At 67.4% G+C, this 15,252-nt stretch carries 17 protein-coding genes, 1 tRNA gene and 1 other RNA gene; 8 read left to right on the top strand and 11 right to left on the bottom strand.

Features of this window, described 5'->3' with window-relative positions; all coding sequences use genetic code 11:
* The first annotated feature begins 16 nt into the window (after window positions 1–16).
* Window positions 17–1,873, top strand: coding sequence for a 2-isopropylmalate synthase (leuA, locus tag AC5Y7D_RS07690; protein WP_499922801.1), 1,857 nt, complete (start codon window positions 17–19; stop codon window positions 1,871–1,873).
* A gap of 59 nt (window positions 1,874–1,932) precedes the next feature.
* Here the strand turns inward: leuA and AC5Y7D_RS07685 are convergent, their stop codons facing one another.
* The 3 genes from AC5Y7D_RS07685 to AC5Y7D_RS07675 form a co-directional block, all read right to left on the bottom strand.
* Window positions 1,933–2,463: a hypothetical protein gene (locus AC5Y7D_RS07685; RefSeq protein ID WP_499922799.1), complete on the bottom strand. Its 531-nt coding sequence runs from the start codon at window positions 2,461–2,463 to the stop codon at window positions 1,933–1,935.
* On the bottom strand, window positions 2,460–3,020 hold the full coding sequence (locus tag AC5Y7D_RS07680) for a hypothetical protein (protein WP_499922797.1): 561 nt from the start codon (window positions 3,018–3,020) through the stop codon (window positions 2,460–2,462). Before AC5Y7D_RS07680 ends, AC5Y7D_RS07685 begins: the two co-directional genes overlap by 4 nt.
* A gap of 65 nt (window positions 3,021–3,085) precedes the next feature.
* Window positions 3,086–3,241, bottom strand: a complete 156-nt coding sequence (locus AC5Y7D_RS07675; RefSeq protein WP_499922794.1) for a DUF6131 family protein — start codon at window positions 3,239–3,241, stop codon at window positions 3,086–3,088.
* Window positions 3,242–3,333: 92 nt separating this feature from the next.
* On the opposite strand from AC5Y7D_RS07675, the gene AC5Y7D_RS07670 reads away from it, so the two are divergent.
* Complete coding sequence (locus AC5Y7D_RS07670; RefSeq protein WP_499922791.1) at window positions 3,334–3,993, top strand: LuxR C-terminal-related transcriptional regulator; 660 nt, start codon at window positions 3,334–3,336, stop codon at window positions 3,991–3,993.
* Between the two features lie 10 nt (window positions 3,994–4,003).
* Here AC5Y7D_RS07670 and AC5Y7D_RS07665 read toward each other — a convergent pair whose 3' ends face one another.
* Window positions 4,004–4,996, bottom strand: coding sequence for a DEDDh family exonuclease (locus tag AC5Y7D_RS07665; RefSeq protein WP_499922789.1), 993 nt, complete (start codon window positions 4,994–4,996; stop codon window positions 4,004–4,006).
* Window positions 4,997–5,068: 72 nt separating this feature from the next.
* On the opposite strand from AC5Y7D_RS07665, the gene AC5Y7D_RS07660 reads away from it, so the two are divergent.
* Both AC5Y7D_RS07660 and AC5Y7D_RS07655 read left to right on the top strand, forming a co-directional pair.
* Complete coding sequence (locus tag AC5Y7D_RS07660; protein WP_499922787.1) at window positions 5,069–6,298, top strand: Mur ligase family protein; 1,230 nt, start codon at window positions 5,069–5,071, stop codon at window positions 6,296–6,298.
* On the top strand, window positions 6,291–6,995 hold the full coding sequence (locus tag AC5Y7D_RS07655; RefSeq protein ID WP_499922785.1) for a type 1 glutamine amidotransferase: 705 nt from the start codon (window positions 6,291–6,293) through the stop codon (window positions 6,993–6,995). The genes AC5Y7D_RS07660 and AC5Y7D_RS07655 overlap by 8 nt, the downstream gene beginning before the upstream one ends.
* A gap of 275 nt (window positions 6,996–7,270) precedes the next feature.
* Here AC5Y7D_RS07655 and AC5Y7D_RS07650 read toward each other — a convergent pair whose 3' ends face one another.
* From AC5Y7D_RS07650 to AC5Y7D_RS07640, 3 genes are all read right to left on the bottom strand, one after another.
* On the bottom strand, window positions 7,271–7,741 hold the full coding sequence (locus AC5Y7D_RS07650) for a PE family protein (protein ID WP_499922783.1): 471 nt from the start codon (window positions 7,739–7,741) through the stop codon (window positions 7,271–7,273).
* 85 nt (window positions 7,742–7,826) lie between these two features.
* Window positions 7,827–8,438 (bottom strand): recombination mediator RecR, encoded by a 612-nt coding sequence (gene recR, locus AC5Y7D_RS07645; RefSeq protein ID WP_499922779.1) that lies wholly within the window; start codon window positions 8,436–8,438, stop codon window positions 7,827–7,829.
* An 8-nt stretch (window positions 8,439–8,446) separates the two neighbouring features.
* Window positions 8,447–8,794 carry a YbaB/EbfC family nucleoid-associated protein gene (locus AC5Y7D_RS07640; RefSeq protein WP_499922778.1) on the bottom strand — a complete coding sequence of 116 codons (348 nt, stop codon included), beginning with the start codon at window positions 8,792–8,794 and terminating at the stop codon, window positions 8,447–8,449.
* 98 nt (window positions 8,795–8,892) lie between these two features.
* Here AC5Y7D_RS07640 and AC5Y7D_RS07635 point away from each other — a divergent pair, with 98 nt between their 5' ends.
* Window positions 8,893–9,666, top strand: coding sequence for an Rv3717 family N-acetylmuramoyl-L-alanine amidase (locus tag AC5Y7D_RS07635; RefSeq protein ID WP_499922777.1), 774 nt, complete (start codon window positions 8,893–8,895; stop codon window positions 9,664–9,666).
* Here the strand turns inward: AC5Y7D_RS07635 and AC5Y7D_RS07630 are convergent.
* The 4 genes from AC5Y7D_RS07630 to ffs form a co-directional block, all read right to left on the bottom strand.
* On the bottom strand, window positions 9,663–10,100 hold the full coding sequence (locus AC5Y7D_RS07630; protein WP_499922776.1) for an SRPBCC family protein: 438 nt from the start codon (window positions 10,098–10,100) through the stop codon (window positions 9,663–9,665). The genes AC5Y7D_RS07635 and AC5Y7D_RS07630 overlap by 4 nt on opposite strands.
* Window positions 10,101–10,174: 74 nt before the next feature.
* Window positions 10,175–11,974 carry a DNA polymerase III subunits gamma/tau gene (locus AC5Y7D_RS07625; protein ID WP_499922775.1) on the bottom strand — a complete coding sequence of 600 codons (1,800 nt, stop codon included), beginning with the start codon at window positions 11,972–11,974 and terminating at the stop codon, window positions 10,175–10,177.
* A 70-nt stretch (window positions 11,975–12,044) separates the two neighbouring features.
* Window positions 12,045–13,343 carry an aspartate aminotransferase type Ic gene (locus tag AC5Y7D_RS07620; protein ID WP_499922774.1) on the bottom strand — a complete coding sequence of 433 codons (1,299 nt, stop codon included), beginning with the start codon at window positions 13,341–13,343 and terminating at the stop codon, window positions 12,045–12,047.
* 40 nt (window positions 13,344–13,383) lie between these two features.
* An RNA gene (ffs, locus tag AC5Y7D_RS07615) (signal recognition particle sRNA small type) lies at window positions 13,384–13,480 on the bottom strand.
* 101 nt (window positions 13,481–13,581) lie between these two features.
* Between ffs and AC5Y7D_RS07610 the strand changes: the two genes are divergently transcribed.
* The 3 genes from AC5Y7D_RS07610 (at window position 13,582) to AC5Y7D_RS07600 (ending at window position 15,244) form a co-directional block, all read left to right on the top strand.
* Window positions 13,582–13,667 (top strand) — tRNA-Ser (locus AC5Y7D_RS07610).
* 98 nt (window positions 13,668–13,765) lie between these two features.
* Window positions 13,766–14,653 carry a lipid uptake coordinator LucA gene (gene lucA / locus AC5Y7D_RS07605; RefSeq protein WP_499922772.1) on the top strand — a complete coding sequence of 296 codons (888 nt, stop codon included), beginning with the start codon at window positions 13,766–13,768 and terminating at the stop codon, window positions 14,651–14,653.
* Window positions 14,654–14,740: 87 nt separating this feature from the next.
* A complete protein-coding gene (locus AC5Y7D_RS07600) occupies window positions 14,741–15,244 on the top strand; it encodes a lipoprotein LpqH (RefSeq protein WP_499922771.1) in 504 nt (167 codons plus the stop codon).
* The last annotated feature ends 8 nt before the right edge of the window (window positions 15,245–15,252 follow it).

Below are 15,252 nucleotides of genomic sequence, written 5' to 3'. Positions count from 1 at the left end.
TCGCGGGGTGTTCGCGATGCGCCGGTCTGAAGTTCCTTCTCGCCACCCCGGAGCAACTACCGTGACAAATTCTTCGCAAGCCCCTGACCCCGACGCTTACGTCTCAGCGCGCATCATCAACAAACCCGCCGGGCCGCCGCGGCCCGGCCAGCCCGCATGGAATCCCCAACGCGGCACATCGATGCCGGTGAAGCGGTACCGCCCGTTCGCCGACGAGGTGGAGCCGATCAGAGTGGCCGACCGCACCTGGCCAGACCGCGTCATCGAGAACGCCCCGCTATGGTGCGCCGTCGACCTGCGCGACGGCAACCAGGCACTGATCGACCCGATGAGCCCGGCCCGCAAGCGCCGCATGTTCGATCTGCTGGTCCGGATGGGATACAAGGAGATCGAGGTCGGATTCCCCTCGGCCAGCCAGACCGACTTCGACTTCGTCCGCGACATCATCAACGACGGCGCCATCCCCGACGACGTCACCATCCAGGTGCTGACCCAGTGCCGGCCGGAGCTGATCGAGCGCACGTTCGTGGCGTGCGAAGGCGCCGCGAACGTCATCGTGCACTTCTACAACTCCACGTCGATCCTGCAACGCCGCGTTGTCTTTCGCGCCGACCGGGCCGCTGTGCAGGCCATCGCCACCGATGGCGCCCGCAAATGCATCGAAGAAGCGGCGAAATACCCCGGGACCCGCTGGCGGTTCGAATACTCCCCCGAGTCCTACACCGGAACCGAGCTCGAATACGCCAAGCAGGTGTGCGACGCCGTCGGCGAGATCATCGCGCCGACGCCGGAGAATCCGATCATCTTCAACCTGCCGGCGACCGTGGAGATGGCGACGCCCAACGTCTACGCCGACTCGATCGAGTGGATGAGCCGCAACCTGGCGCGCCGCGACTCCGTCATCCTCAGCCTGCACCCGCACAACGACCGCGGAACCGCCGTCGCCGCAGCCGAATTGGGCTATCAGGCCGGCGCCGACCGGATCGAGGGCTGCCTGTTCGGCAATGGCGAACGCACCGGCAACGTCTGTCTGGTCACGCTGGGGCTCAACCTGTTCTCGCGCGGCGTCGACCCGCAGATCGACTTCTCCAACATCGACGAGATCCGCCGCACGGTCGAGTACTGCAACCAATTGCCGGTACACGAGCGGCACCCCTACGGCGGGGACCTGGTCTACACCGCGTTCTCCGGCAGCCACCAGGACGCCATCAACAAGGGCCTGGATCAGATGAAGTTCGATGCGGACGCCGCCGACAGCGATGTCGAAGACATGCTGTGGCAGGTCCCGTATCTGCCGATCGACCCCAAGGACGTCGGGCGCACCTACGAGGCCGTGATCCGGGTCAACTCGCAGTCCGGCAAGGGCGGGGTGGCATACATCATGAAGGCCGACCACGGCCTGGCCCTGCCGCGGCGGTTGCAGATCGAGTTCTCGCAGGTGATTCAGAAGATGGCCGACGGCGAGGGCGGCGAGGTCTCACCCAAGGAGATGTGGGAGGCGTTCTCTCAGGAGTACCTGGCGCCGATCCTGCCGCTGGAACGCATCAAGCAGCGGGTCGACGCGTCCGAGGAAGACACCGGCATCACCAGCATCGCCGCCACCGTCAAGATCGACGGCGTGGAGACCGAGATCAAGGGGGCCGGGAACGGTCCCCTGGCCGCGTTCGTCCACGCGCTCGGCACGGTCGGCTTCGACGTCGCGGTGCTCGACTACTCCGAGCACGCGATGAGCGCCGGCGACGACGCGCAGGCCGCGGCGTATGTGGAGGCTTCGGTGTCCGGGCGCACGGTGTGGGGCGTGGGCATTGCCCCCTCGATCACCACCGCGTCGCTGCGGGCGGTGGTGTCGGCGGTCAACCGGGCTTCTCGCTAGATCGCGACAGGGGCGGACCCGGCCTCGCCGGGGTAAGGGAAGGCCGGGTCCGTGCTTATTCAGACGGCGAGCAGCCGCTCGAAGAACTCGCGATAGTGCATCAGCGCCAGGCGCAGATCTTCGGTGGACGCCTCCTCGCCGCGTGACCACTGTTCTTCCAGACGCGAACGTGCATGGGCGAACCCGCTGGTGAGCTGGTCGACCAAGTCGGAGACCAACACGTCGGCCTTCTGGACGCAGTCCCTGGGGTCATCGACGAAGGCCGCTTGCACGCCGGCCCACCGGGCCCGCAGATCTGCGAGGTCCGCGTCGCCGAAAAGCGTTTCCTCCGCTGATGACCGGCTAGCCTGGTGGCCTGTGTCGTGGCCCGCTTCGTGCGAATGTTGCACCGGGGCCGCAACCTCACCGCGGGGCTCCAGTCCGCCGTCCGCGGGCTCGGCCTCGGAGAAGGCGCGGTGCTGTTGCTGCGCCCCCATGTGCACCTCGGCCGGCCGCGTCGGCTGTACTGCCCGCTGGGATTCGTCGTAAGAGGTCCGCTGGGATTCGTCGTATGAACCGGTCACGTCGGTTCGTTGATCGTGCGTCGTCATTTCTTCGCCTCCTGTGATGTTGTCTCCAAAAGCTTTTCGAACAAAGCCCGGTAGTGGACGAACGCTTCTCGCTGCTGTTCGGTACTGACTTCCCCGCGCTGCTGCGACAGATGGATCGCGTGTGCGGCACGGTAGTTCTCGACGATCTGCGGATGATCGACAGAGATGTCGGCGGCTCGCTGTTCGAAGTCGTCGACGGGATAGCCCCGCTCGCGCATCACGTCGGTCACCAGCCGATCCGCGACGCCGACCGCGGCCGACGGGTTGTCGACGAACGCGGTCTGCACCTGATTCCAGCGGCTACTCAAGTCATTTCGTGCCGACTGCGACAACGGCGCGACGTGGAGTTTGTCTCGCTTGCGCTCCCGCGCGAGCAGCTCCCTCTCCGCCGTCTTCTGATCGCCGGTCTCGGAGACCAGACGTTCGTACTCCGGGCCGTAGTGATGCTTCAAACGATCGGTTTTGCGGCGACCGGTCACGTAACTCGCCGCGATGATCCCCACGGCGACCATGATGACGACGGAGGCCGCGATCAAAACCATTTGCCAAACGGGCATTTCGTGCTCCTCTCGTACACATGTCGAATAACCCGGTAGATGTCGAAGCAAACGTCGACGGCGGCCTAGAAGTAATGCCGGCGACCGCCGACGGCGCGTCCGGTGTTACCGAGGACCGCCAGAATGGCGCCGACGACGACCAGTACGAGGCCGATGGTCCACAAGATGGACATCTTCAGCAGGAGGCCTGCGATCAGCAGGATGATGCCGAGAACGATCATGATTTGCGCCTTCCCTCAGGAGTTTTGGTGATTCCAGTCGACCACCCCAAAGGGGGGTATCAATACACCCCTAGGGGGGTAATCTCCCAGCCATGGCAAGCACGCCGATCACGATTGCGCTTGTCGATGACTACGACGTTGTGGTCAAGGGTGTCGCCAACATGCTCGATCCGTACCGCGACCGGGTCGTGATCGCCGAACTCGACTCGACGATGCCCGTTGCCGACGACGTCGACATCGTTCTGTACGACTCGTTCGCCCAACCCGAATCCGATCACGAAGAGATCAGCTACCTCGTCGCCAACCCGCGGGCACGCCGAGTTGTTGTGTACACGTGGAACTTTCATCCCGCTCTGATCGAAAGTGCGCGTCAGCACGGAGCCCACGGCTATCTGTCGAAGACGCTGCCTGCACGTGAACTCGTCGCCGCTCTGGAGGCCGTGCACTCCGGCGACGAGGTCATCAGCGAGGTGGCCATGCGGGCCCGCAGTGCACCCGGGCTGGACTGGCCCGGACGCGGGGAAGGACTCAGCGACCGGGAGGCGGAGATCCTGGCGCTGATCACCCAGGGCAAGAGCAACGCCGACGTCGCACGGCTGACCTACCTGAGTCCCAACACCGTGAAGTCCTACATCCGCACGATCTACCGGAAAATCCGGGTCGACAGCCGCACCCAGGCCGTCTTGTGGGGTGTCGAGCACGGGTTCACCCCGGACCATAACCGCATCGAACACTGGCGCGGCGGGCCCTAGCGGTTGCGGTTCAGAACAGAGCGAACTGCTCGTCGACCATCGCGGTGTCGGTGAATTCCTCCATGCTGCGGCCACCCACCACCGCGGCTACGCCGTCCATGAACTGCGCGTCAGAAACCACCGGTACCCCCAGCTGCAGGGCATGAAAGCCCTTTCCCTGCTCGGGAGCGGCTTCGTTGCACACCACCAGCGAGGTTTCCCGGTCGACGTCGTCGGTGTAGGCGAGCCCGGCGTAGAGCATGCGCTCGACGAGTTCCTCGTGCGTGCGGCGCACCTCGGCCGCCAGTGCCACCCGCATGCCCTGGACCAGGGGCCTGCCCCGGACGTAACGCCCTGGATTGAGGTACGGGCACGGCATCCGGGCGGCCAGCGCCTTCAGCGGGCGCAGCTCGTCGTGCGTGACCCGCCCGTTGGGCCAGCGGCGCCGGGTCACCGGACGCACCGGCAGCCAGATGTCGCGGTCACGCGCCCTTTCCAGTGCGGGGCCCAGGATGCCGGTCAGCACCATCGCGTCATCGAACGCGTCGTGCGGACGTTCCTGGGGGATGCCCCAGTGCGCGGCGAGCGTTTCCAGCCGCAAGTTGTCGACGCCCAGTTCCAGCCTTCGGGCCAGCTCGACGGTGCACATGACGGAGTCGACGGGCAACTCGGCTTCCGCCATCTCGGCCTCGGCGGCCAGAAACGCGTAATCGAAGGCGACGTTGTGCGCCACCAGCGTGCGGCCACGTAACACCTCGACCACGTCACCGACGATGTCGGCGAACTGCGGCTGATCTTCCAGCATCGCGGCCGTGAGCCCGTGCACGTGGGTGGGACCGGGATCCACTCCCGGATTGAGCAGGCTGACCACTGACTGTTCGACCCGGCCTTCGGCGTCGAGGCCCAGCGCCGCGACGCTGATGATCCGGGCCTGCCCCGGGCGAAAGCCCGAGGTCTCGACGTCGATGACGGCCCATCCCGCGTCCGGCTCCCGCGCCGGCCGACCCCAGGACATGCGGTTCATGGCTTGAGAATGGCACGTCCGACCGACATCACTGAGTCGCTGACGCGTCGTGTCGGCAGATAACCTGCACGGGTGATCACCACACGCGCACGTCTGGCTCTGGCCGCCGGGGCAGGCGCGCGCTGGGCGTCACGCGTCACCGGCCGCGGCGCCGGCGCCATGATCGGCGGACTGGTGGCGATGACGCTGGACCGTTCGATATTGCGGCAGCTCGGGGTGGGCCGACGGACGGTCATCGTCACCGGCACCAACGGCAAATCGACCACCACCCGGATGACCGCGGCGGCGCTGGGCACTCTTGGAGCAGTGGCCACCAACGCCGAAGGTGCCAACATGGACGCCGGCCTGGTGGCCGCGCTGGCCGCGGACCGGCGGGCCGGGCTGGCGGCCCTCGAGGTCGACGAGATGCATGTTCCGCACGTGTCCGACGCCGTGGCACCGACCGCCGTCGTCCTGCTCAACCTGTCGCGCGACCAGTTGGACCGGGTCGGCGAGATCAACGTCATCGAACGCACTTTGCGGGCCGGCCTGGCCCGGCATCCGAGCGCGGTCGTGGTGGCCAATTGCGACGACGTGCTGATGACCTCGGCCGCCTACGACAGCCCCAATGTGGTGTGGGTGGCTGCGGGCGGCTCCTGGTCGAACGACTCGGTCAGCTGCCCGCGCAGCGGCGAGGTGATCGTCCGCGAGCGGGGCCACTGGTATTCCACCGGCGTCGATTTCAAGCGGCCCAGCCCGCAGTGGTGGTTCGACGACGAAGCCCTCTACGGACCCGAAGGCCTCGTGCTGCCCATGCGACTTGCCCTTCCCGGGGCGGTGAACCGCGGCAACGCCGCTCAGGCGGTGGCGGCCGCCGTCGCGCTGGGCGCCGACCCGGGCAAGGCGGTGGCGGCGGTGTGCATGGTCGACGAAGTGGCCGGGCGCTATCGGACGGTCCGGATCGGAACGCACGAAGCAAGAATCCTGCTGGCCAAGAATCCCGCCGGCTGGCAGGAGGCGCTGTCGATGGTGGACAAGCACGCCGACGGCGTGGTGATCGCGGTCAACGGGCAGGTTCCCGACGGCGAGGACCTGTCCTGGCTGTGGGATGTGCGCTTCGAACATTTCGAACAGACCCGCGTGGTGGCCGCGGGTGAACGCGGCACCGACCTTGCGGTGCGACTGGGCTACGCCGGCGTCGACCACACTTTGGTGCACGACACGGTGGCGGCTATCGAGTCCTGCCCACCCGGGCGGGTCGAGGTCGTCGCGAACTACACCGCTTTCCTGCAGTTGAACAGGAGGTTGTCCCGTCATGCCTGAGCCGGTGCGCATCGGCCTGGTGCTCCCGGACGTGATGGGCACCTACGGCGACGGCGGCAACGCGGTGGTGCTGCGGCAGCGGTTGCTGTTGCGGGGCATCCCGGCCGAGATCGTCGAGATAACCCTGGCCGATCCGGTGCCCGACTCGCTGGACCTTTACACCCTCGGCGGCGCCGAAGACTACGCGCAGCGATTGGCCACCAGGCATCTGCTGCGGTACCCGGGCCTGCAGCGGGCGGCAGACCGGGGCGCCCCGGTGTTGGCCATCTGTGCGGCGGTGCAGGTGCTCGGGCATTGGTATGAGACGTCCTCGGGAGAACGGGTGGACGGCGTCGGCATGCTGGACGCGACGACCTCACCGCAGGAAAAGCGGACCATCGGCGAGCTGGTGTCCGAGCCGCTGCCGGCCGGGCTGACGCAACGGCTGACCGGATTCGAGAACCACCGCGGCGGCACCGTGCTGGGAACGGCCGCGTCACCCTTGGCCGCGGTCACCAAGGGCGCGGGCAACCGGGCCGGTGACGGCTTCGACGGCGTGGTGCAGGGCAGTGTGGTGGCGACGTACATGCACGGGCCGTGTCTGGCGCGTAACCCCGAACTCGCCGACCATCTGCTGCGCCAGGTGGTGGGCGAGTTGGCGCCGCTGGAGCTGCCCGAGGTGGACCTGTTGCGCCGCGAGCGGCTCGGCGCGCGTTAGTGGCGATCGCAAGCGCGGCGAAGCCGGGCGCAACGGGTCGCCACCATCAGGCTTAGTGGCGATCGCAAGCGCGGCGAAGCCGGGCGGGACGGGTCGCCACCATCAGGCTTAGTGGCGATCGCAAGCGCGGCGAAGCCGGGCGCAACGGGTCGCCACCATCAGGCTTAGTGGCGATCGCAAGCGCGGCGAAGCCGGGCGCAACGGGTCGCCACCATCAGGCTTAGTGGCGATCGCAAGCGCGGCGAAGCCGGGCGGGACGGGTCGCCACCATCAAATTAGAGCCAGTCGCCCAAACCCTCGAACGCCGGGCTGTTGGCCAGCGCCGCATACAGCGGCGTGTCGGCTGCCAGGGAATGGCTGACGGCCGGCGTGATCTGAGTGTCCAGCCCCAGTGCGGAGCCAGCCGCGGGACCCACGCTCGCACCGCCGGTGCTGACGGCGGTCTCGGCCTGCAACGCCGCCTGGTTGGCGGCGTCCACCGTCGAATAGGACTGCGCGCCTGCCCGAAGGAGCTGCACGAACTGGTCATGGAAAGCACCGGCCTGGGCGCTCAGCTGTTGGTAAGCCCGGCCGTGCCAGCCGAGAATCGTCGATATCGCCGTCGAGACGCCGTCGGCACCCGGGGCCGGCACGGTCATCGTCGGCGCCGCCACGAAGGCGTTGGTCGCCGACAGGGTGGACCCGATTTCCGCCAGGTCCGCCGATGCCGCCTCGAGCAACTCCGGTCTTGCGCTGACAAACGACATCGCTATCCCTTCTCCAAGAGCCTTGGCCGGTCAATCAATCAATCGTTCGCCGGACGCGAAGCGTTATCAGAAGGGGTGAACAGTTTCAGGCCATGGCCCGGCGGCCGGTGAGCGCGCGACCGAGTGTCAGCTCGTCGGCGAACTCCAGGTCCCCACCCATCGGCAACCCGGAGGCGATGCGCGTCACGGTCAAACCGGGGATGTCGCGCAGCATCCGGACCAGATACGTCGCGGTCGCCTCACCCTCGGTGTTCGGGTCGGTCGCGATGATCACCTCGGTGATGTCGACGTCGTCGACGCGCGCGCCGATCCGGGTCAGCAGCTCGCGGATGCGCAGTTGCTCGGGACCGATGCCTGACAACGGGTCAAGCGCACCGCCGAGCACGTGATACCGGCCGCGAAATTCCCGGGTGCGCTCCACGGCCTGGATGTCCTTGGGCTCCTCGACGACACACACCAGCGAACCGTCGCGGCGTGGATCGGCACAGATCCGGCACCGCTCGTTATCGGACACGTTGCCGCAGACCGCACAGAACCGTACGCCGTCGCGGACTTTGCCGAGCACCGCCGTCAGCCGATCGATCTCCGGCGGTTCCACCGACAACAGGTGGAACGCAATGCGCTGCGCGCTCTTGGGCCCGATGCCCGGCAGCTTGCCGAGCTCGTCGATCAGATCCTGAACCGGTCCTTCGAACATTCCGCCGTTCAGACCCCCGGCACACCGGGCGGCGGTCCAGGCGGCGCGGGCGGGCGCATGCCACCGGCCAGCGCCCCGAGTCGCTCCTGAGCCATCCGCGTCACCTGCTTGGACGCGTCACCCATCGCGCCGACGATCAGGTCCTGCAAGGTCTCGATGTCGTCGGGATTGACCACCTTGGGGTCGATCGTCACACCGACGACCTCGCCGCTGCCTTTGACCACGACCTTGACCAGCCCGCCACCGGCTTGACCGTGTACCTCGGAGTTCGCCAACTGCTGCTGGGCTTCCAATAGTTTCTGCTGCATCTGCTGCGCCTGGGCCAGCAGCTGCGACATATCGCCTCCGGGTTGCATGACAGTCCCCTCGCATCTTGGTCTCGAGTTGGTTTCGCCTGCGTTTGTCGGGCGATTCGAAATATTCAGCGTAGTCCGCGCCGCGTTACCTTGGCGCAGTGGACGTACCTGTAAGCCCGCGTGTCGGGATCTCCCTGGTGATCGCGGTGCTGATCGCCGCGGCGACGCCGTTTGCGAAGCCGCTCCTGCCGACCGCGGCCGCGGCCCCGGGCAGCGTGGCCGGCATGGTCGTGTTCATCGATCCCGGCCACAACGGCGCCAATGACGGCTCCATCGGACGTCAGGTACCCACCGGTCGGGGCGGCACCAAGGACTGCCAAGCCAGTGGCACGTCCACCAACAGCGGGTACCCGGAGCACACCTTCACCTGGGACACCGCGTTGCGACTGCGCGCCGCGCTCAACGCACTGGGCGTGCGGACCGCCTTGTCACGCGGCAACGACAATGCGCTGGGCCCGTGCGTCGACGAGCGCGCCAACATGGCCAACGCACTGCACCCCAACGCCGTCGTCAGCCTGCACGCCGACGGCGGCCCGGCGTCCGGCCGCGGATTTCACGTCAACTACTCCGCCCCGCCGCTCAACGCGGCACAGGCCGGACCGTCGGTGCAGTTCGCCCGCGTCATGCGCGACCAGCTACAGGCTTCGGGGATCCCGCCGGCCAACTACATCGGCCAGGGCGGCCTTTACGGGCGTGCGGACCTCGCCGGCCTCAACCTGGCCCAGTATCCGTCCATCCTGGTAGAACTGGGCAACATGAAGAACCCGGCGGACTCGGCGCTGATGGAGTCCGCGGAGGGGAGGCAGAAGTACGCCGACGCGCTGGTGCGCGGTGTCGCCGGCTTCCTGGCCACGCAGGGCCAGGCGCGCTAGCTCTCGAGCTCCTTTTTCAGGTTGTCGAGCACCTCGCCCTGGATTTTCTTCAGACCCAGCGGTGCGAACGTCTTCTCGAAGAATCCCTTGACACCGCCGGCACCCGTCCAGGTGGTCGTTACGGTGACGCTGGATCCAGGTCCGGCGGGGGCCACCGTCCAGTTGATCACCATCGACGAATTCGCGTCCTTCTCGATGACGGTGTGACCGGCGACGTCGACGTCGACCTGCACATTGCGCACGCGCGACTCGGTGGCCTGCAGCCGCCACTTGGCGACGGTGCCTTTCCCCTGGCCTCCTTCGAGCACCTCGTACTCGCTGTACTGCGGGGAGAGGATCTTCGGGCGGACGGTCCGGTAATCGGCAACCGCGTCGAGCACCTTCGCGGGCTCAGCCTGGATCAAGACGGTGCTGCTTGCTTTCACCTGTCCCATCAGGTGCAACTCCTCTGCTGTGATGGCCGTGGTCGAGGACCACGATATAGGTGGGGCGGACGCCCGATTCACCCTCAGCCGTCGATACGGCGCGCGCCCAACTCGTTCTGTAACAGCTCGAGGGCGACCTCCTCGGGGTCGCGGCGGGGTTCCGACGGGTCGCTGCGGCCGGCCTCGGCCAGCATGCTTTCTTCGTCGTCCCGCTGAGTCGAATCCGGCTCGGGAGCAGGCTCTTCCGGCTTGACCGGTGCCGCGCTCAGCTCAGCCGCCCCGGGCGGGCCGGTGTCGCACCGCACGCGCCAGTTCACCCCCAGGGCGTCCTTGAGTGCCTCGACGATGACGTCGGCGTTGCGCTGCTCGGACAGCCGCTTGGCCAGCGGCGCCGCTTCGTGCGTCAACACCAGCGTGTTGTCCTCCACCGCCAGAACGGTGGCCCCCGACAACATCACCGCGGTGGTGCGGCTGCGCTCGCGGACCTTTTCCCGAACCGTCGGCCACATGCTGCGTACCGCCGCCGCATCGAGTTCGCCCGGGTCGGCCGGCGTCGGAACCGGAGCCTGGGCTTGCTGAGGGCTGTGCTCGGGCACCGGTGCGGGTTCGGGCGCAGGCTCAGGCTCCGGTACCCGAGCGGCCGGCCGCTGTACCGAACGGCGCACGGGTGCCGCGCGCGCGGGAGCCGCGGGCGCGCGGGATTCAGCGGCTTCGGCGGCGGGAATCGACATGGCCAGCCGGGTCTCGATGCGTTCCACGCGTTGGAGCAGCGCCGACTCGGCGTCGGAGGCCGAGGGCAACAGCAGGCGCGCGCACACCACTTCCAGCAGCAGACGCGGGGCCGTCGCACCGCGCATCTCCCCCAGACCGGCCTGAACCACCTCGGCGTACCGGGTCAAGGTGGCCGGGCCGATACGAGCCGCCTGCTCGCGCATCCGGTCCAGGATGTCCTCCGGTGCATCGACCACGCCGCGGGATACCGCGTCGGGAACCGCCTGCAGCACGATGAGGTCGCGGAAGCGCTCGAGCAGGTCGGTGGCGAAGCGTCGCGGGTCGTGGCCCGCATCGATCACCGACTCGACGGCTCCGAACAATGCCGCGGCGTCGCCGGCACCCAGGGCGTCGACGGCGTCGTCGATGAGTGCGACGTCGGTGGCGCCGAGCAGACCCAGCGCCCGCTGATAGTGCACCCGGCCGCCGTCGGACCCGGCCACGAGCTGATCCAGCACCGACAGCGTGTCCCGTGGGGAACCTCCACCGGCGCGGATGACCAGCGGATACACCGCCTCGTCGACAACCACGCCTTCCTGCTCGCAGATCCGGCCGATCAGTGCCCGCATGGTGCGCGGTGGCAGCAGCCGGAACGGATAGTGGTGGGTGCGGGACCGGATGGTCGGCAGCACCTTTTCCGGCTCGGTGGTCGCGAAGATGAAGATGAGGTGTTCCGGCGGTTCCTCGACGATTTTGAGTAGCGCGTTGAAACCGGCTGTGGTCACCATGTGCGCCTCGTCGACGATGAACACCCGGTACCGCGACTGGGCCGGCGCGTAGAAAGCGCGGTCGCGGAGTTCGCGGGTGTCGTCAACGCCGCCGTGGCTGGCCGCGTCGAGTTCGACCACATCGATGCTGCCCGGAGCGTTAGGCGCCAGCGCCTGGCAGGAATCGCATACACCGCAGGGCGTGGGGGTCGGGCCCCGTTCGCAGTTCAGCGATCTCGCCAGGATGCGGGCCGACGACGTCTTACCGCAGCCCCGCGGCCCGGAGAACAGGTAGGCGTGATTGATCCTGCCCGCTTGCAGCGCGACGGACAGCGGCTCGGTGACGTGCTCCTGCCCCACCACCTCGGCGAAGGTTGCCGGTCGGTACTTGCGGTAGAGAGCCACGGGAGCAGGCTACCGACGCGGGCCGACGATGCGCGCCCCGGAGGGCGCGCTCAAGCCTCAGGGGCGGCGCTCAGCGCGCAGTGGCGGTCAGACCCGAGTCGAGCAGCAACTCCGACGCGGCCAGCAAGGCACAGGTCGACAGCCCGTCGACCGCATCCCGCAGGTCCGGCAGGGACGGGAAGGACGGCGCGATCCTGATGTTCTTGTCGTCGGGATCCTTGCGGTACGGGAAGGACGCGCCCGCTTCGGTGACGGCGATGCCGGCGTCCTTGGCCAGGGCGACGGTCCGGCGCGCCGTGCCGGGCAGCACATCGAGGCTGACGAAGTAGCCGCCCTTGGGATCGGTCCACGACGCGATCTTGGAGTCGCCGAGCCGCTGCTGCAGGATCTCGGCCACCAGCGCGAACTTCGGCGCCAGTATCTGCTGGTGGCGTTGCATGTGCAGGCGCACCCCGTCGGCATCGCCGAAGAAGCGCAGATGCCGCAGCTGATTCACCTTGTCCGGCCCGATGGACTTCTTTCCGGCGTACTGCAGGTACCACGCGATGTTGCCCAGCGATCCGCCGAAGAAGGCCACGCCGGCACCGGCAAAGGTGATCTTCGAGGTGGAAGCGAAGATGTAGGGCCGGTTGGGGTTACCGGCCTTGGTGGCCAGCCCGAGCACATCCACTTGACGGATGAAGTCGTGCGTCAGCGTGTGCACCGCGTAGGCGTTGTCCCAGAACAGCCGGAAATCCGGGGCGGCGGTCTGCATCTGCACGAGCCGCCGCACGGTCTCCCAGGAGTAGGTGATGCCGGTGGGGTTGCCGAACACCGGAACCGTCCACATCCCCTTGATTGCCGGGTCCACCGCGACCAGCTCTTCGATCAGGTCGACGTCCGGCCCATCCTCGGTCATGGGGACCGGGATCATCTCGATGCCCATCGACTCGGTGATGGCGAAGTGGCGGTCGTAGCCGGGGACCGGGCACAGAAACTTGACGCCGTCCGGCTCCCTGGACCAGGGCCGCGGCGAATCCACGCCACCATGCAGCATGGAGAAGACGACGACGTCGTGCATGAATTCCAGGCTGGCGTTGTTGCCCGCAATCAGGTTCTGCACCGGCAGGCCGAGCAGTTCGGCGAAGATCTCGCGCAGGCCGGGCAGCCCGTGCAGGCCGCCGTAGTTGCGGGTGTCGGTTCCTTCCGGGTCGCGAAAATCCTCGCCCGGCAGTGTCAGCAGCTTGGTGGACAGGTCGAGCTGTTCTGGCGACGGCTTTCCGCGGGTGAGATCCAGCGACAGCTTCTTGGCCTGCAGTTCCGCGTACTCCTGCTGGTGGCGAGTGTGCAGAGCCGTGAGCTCTTCCGGGCTGAGGGAGTCGAATGACACCAGGGACCCTTCCCATCGAAAGCGCATATCGAGTGCGGGCATAAAGGGGACCCCGCGCACCCGACAGAGCCCATTGACCCTTGCTGCCTTCCGGCCCTGGGGGAGTTCACAGGATAGACGCCGCGCGGGGTCCAACGGCGAGTGTAGTACCCGGCCCCGAACCTGCTTGAGCCGACGCGGCGGCGGCAGTGTCAGGTACCGGGGACACTCACCCCGCTCCAGCAGCTACCATGACCACGGAGGATTCGCCTAGTGGCCTATGGCGCTCGCCTGGAACGCGGGTTGGGTTAACAGCCCTCGCGGGTTCAAATCCCGCATCCTCCGCTGTACGGTCTGCCGTGTGACCAGGACCGATACCGGATCCGGGGGCCGGGCCCCGGGAGAGGGTCGGCGGCTTGATTTCACCAGTTTGAGGGAGTGGTATGGGGCGCAAGGTCGCCATCCTGTGGCACGCATCGTTCACGATCGGGGCCGGCGTCCTGTACTTCTATTTCGTCCTGCCGCGGTGGCCCGAGCTGATGGGCGAGATCTCCAGCGGGGTGGGGATGACGCTGCGGATCGTCACCGGCGCCCTGATCGGACTGGCCGCCTTGCCGGTGGTCTTCACCCTGCTGCGGACCCGCAAGCCGGAACTCGCAGTACCGCAGCTTGCGCTGACCCTCAGGACCTGCTCCATCGTGGCGCATGTGCTGGCCGGGGTACTCATCATCGGCACGGCCATCAGCGAAAATTGGTTCAGTCTGGATTCCGCCGGTCAGTGGCTGTTCGCGATATACGGGGCCGCCGCCGCGATCGGCTTGCTGGGTTTCTTCGCGTTCTATCTGTCGTTCGTCGCTGAACTGCCGCCGCCACAGCCGAAACCGATCAAGCCCAAGAAGGTCAAGGAACGCCGCGTCCGCGGGAAGAAGCGCGCCAAGGCGGCCGAGGCTGTCGACGAGGACGACGAGGACGACGAGGACGACGACGAGGACGACGACGTCGAAGATTCCGACCAAGCCGAAGACGAAGCGGCAGCGGCCGAAGACGAGGAACCGGAGACCACCGAGGCCGCGCCCGAGGAAGTCCCCGCCACCGTCGCTCAGGAAAAGGACGCGAGCTCGGTTACCGAAGCCGACGAGGCGGCACCCGAAGCAGAGGCGGCAGCGGCTGCTGAGGCCGCGGATGACGACGCTGCCGAAACGGTCGCAGCGCCTACCTCGGAGAAAACCGTCGAGTCGTCGACACCGCCACGGCTGCGCAACCGCCGTCCCACCGGCAAGACCTCGCATCGGCGGCGGCGCACCAGGGGCGGCGTCGCGGTCGAGGAGTAGTCCGCAGCGGCTCGCGACCATATTTGGGATCGGTAGCGCAATCCACGGTCTGTACTTCTGCCATGACGACGCCAACAGGGGCGGCGCATGACGGAAGGAAGTCCAGTGAAGCGAGTTATCGCGGTGGCGATCGGAACCCTCGGCTGCGCGTCGGCGCTGGTCGGCTGCTCCAGCGGCGGCCACTCGGCCAGTCCGGCGTCGAACGGACCAGCGAGCGTGGCCACCAACGGCGGGGCGGGCACCGAGGTCAAGGTCGGTGGTGCTGACCTGCCCGGCCTGAACCCCTCGTCGGTGACCTGCGTCAAGCAGGGCGGCAAGATCAACATCGGAAGTGGCTCCACCGGCGGTCAGCAGGCCCTGGCGGTGGTGATGGCCGAAGGCAACCCGCCCACGGTCGAGTCGCTGGCCATGGTCGTCGACGGCAACGCCCTGTCGGTCGCGGACAACATGGGCTCCAAGGTCGGCTCGGCCAAGGTGTCGGTGGATGGGAAGACCTACACCATCACCGGACAGGCCCAGGGTGCTGACTTGAAGAACCCGATGGCCGGGATGATCACCAAGGACTTCAACATCAAGGTGTCGTGCGGCTGATGAACGGT

The organism is Mycobacterium sp. NGS49, assembly GCF_059812565.1.
This window is presented reverse-complemented; position numbering and strand designations above follow the sequence as displayed.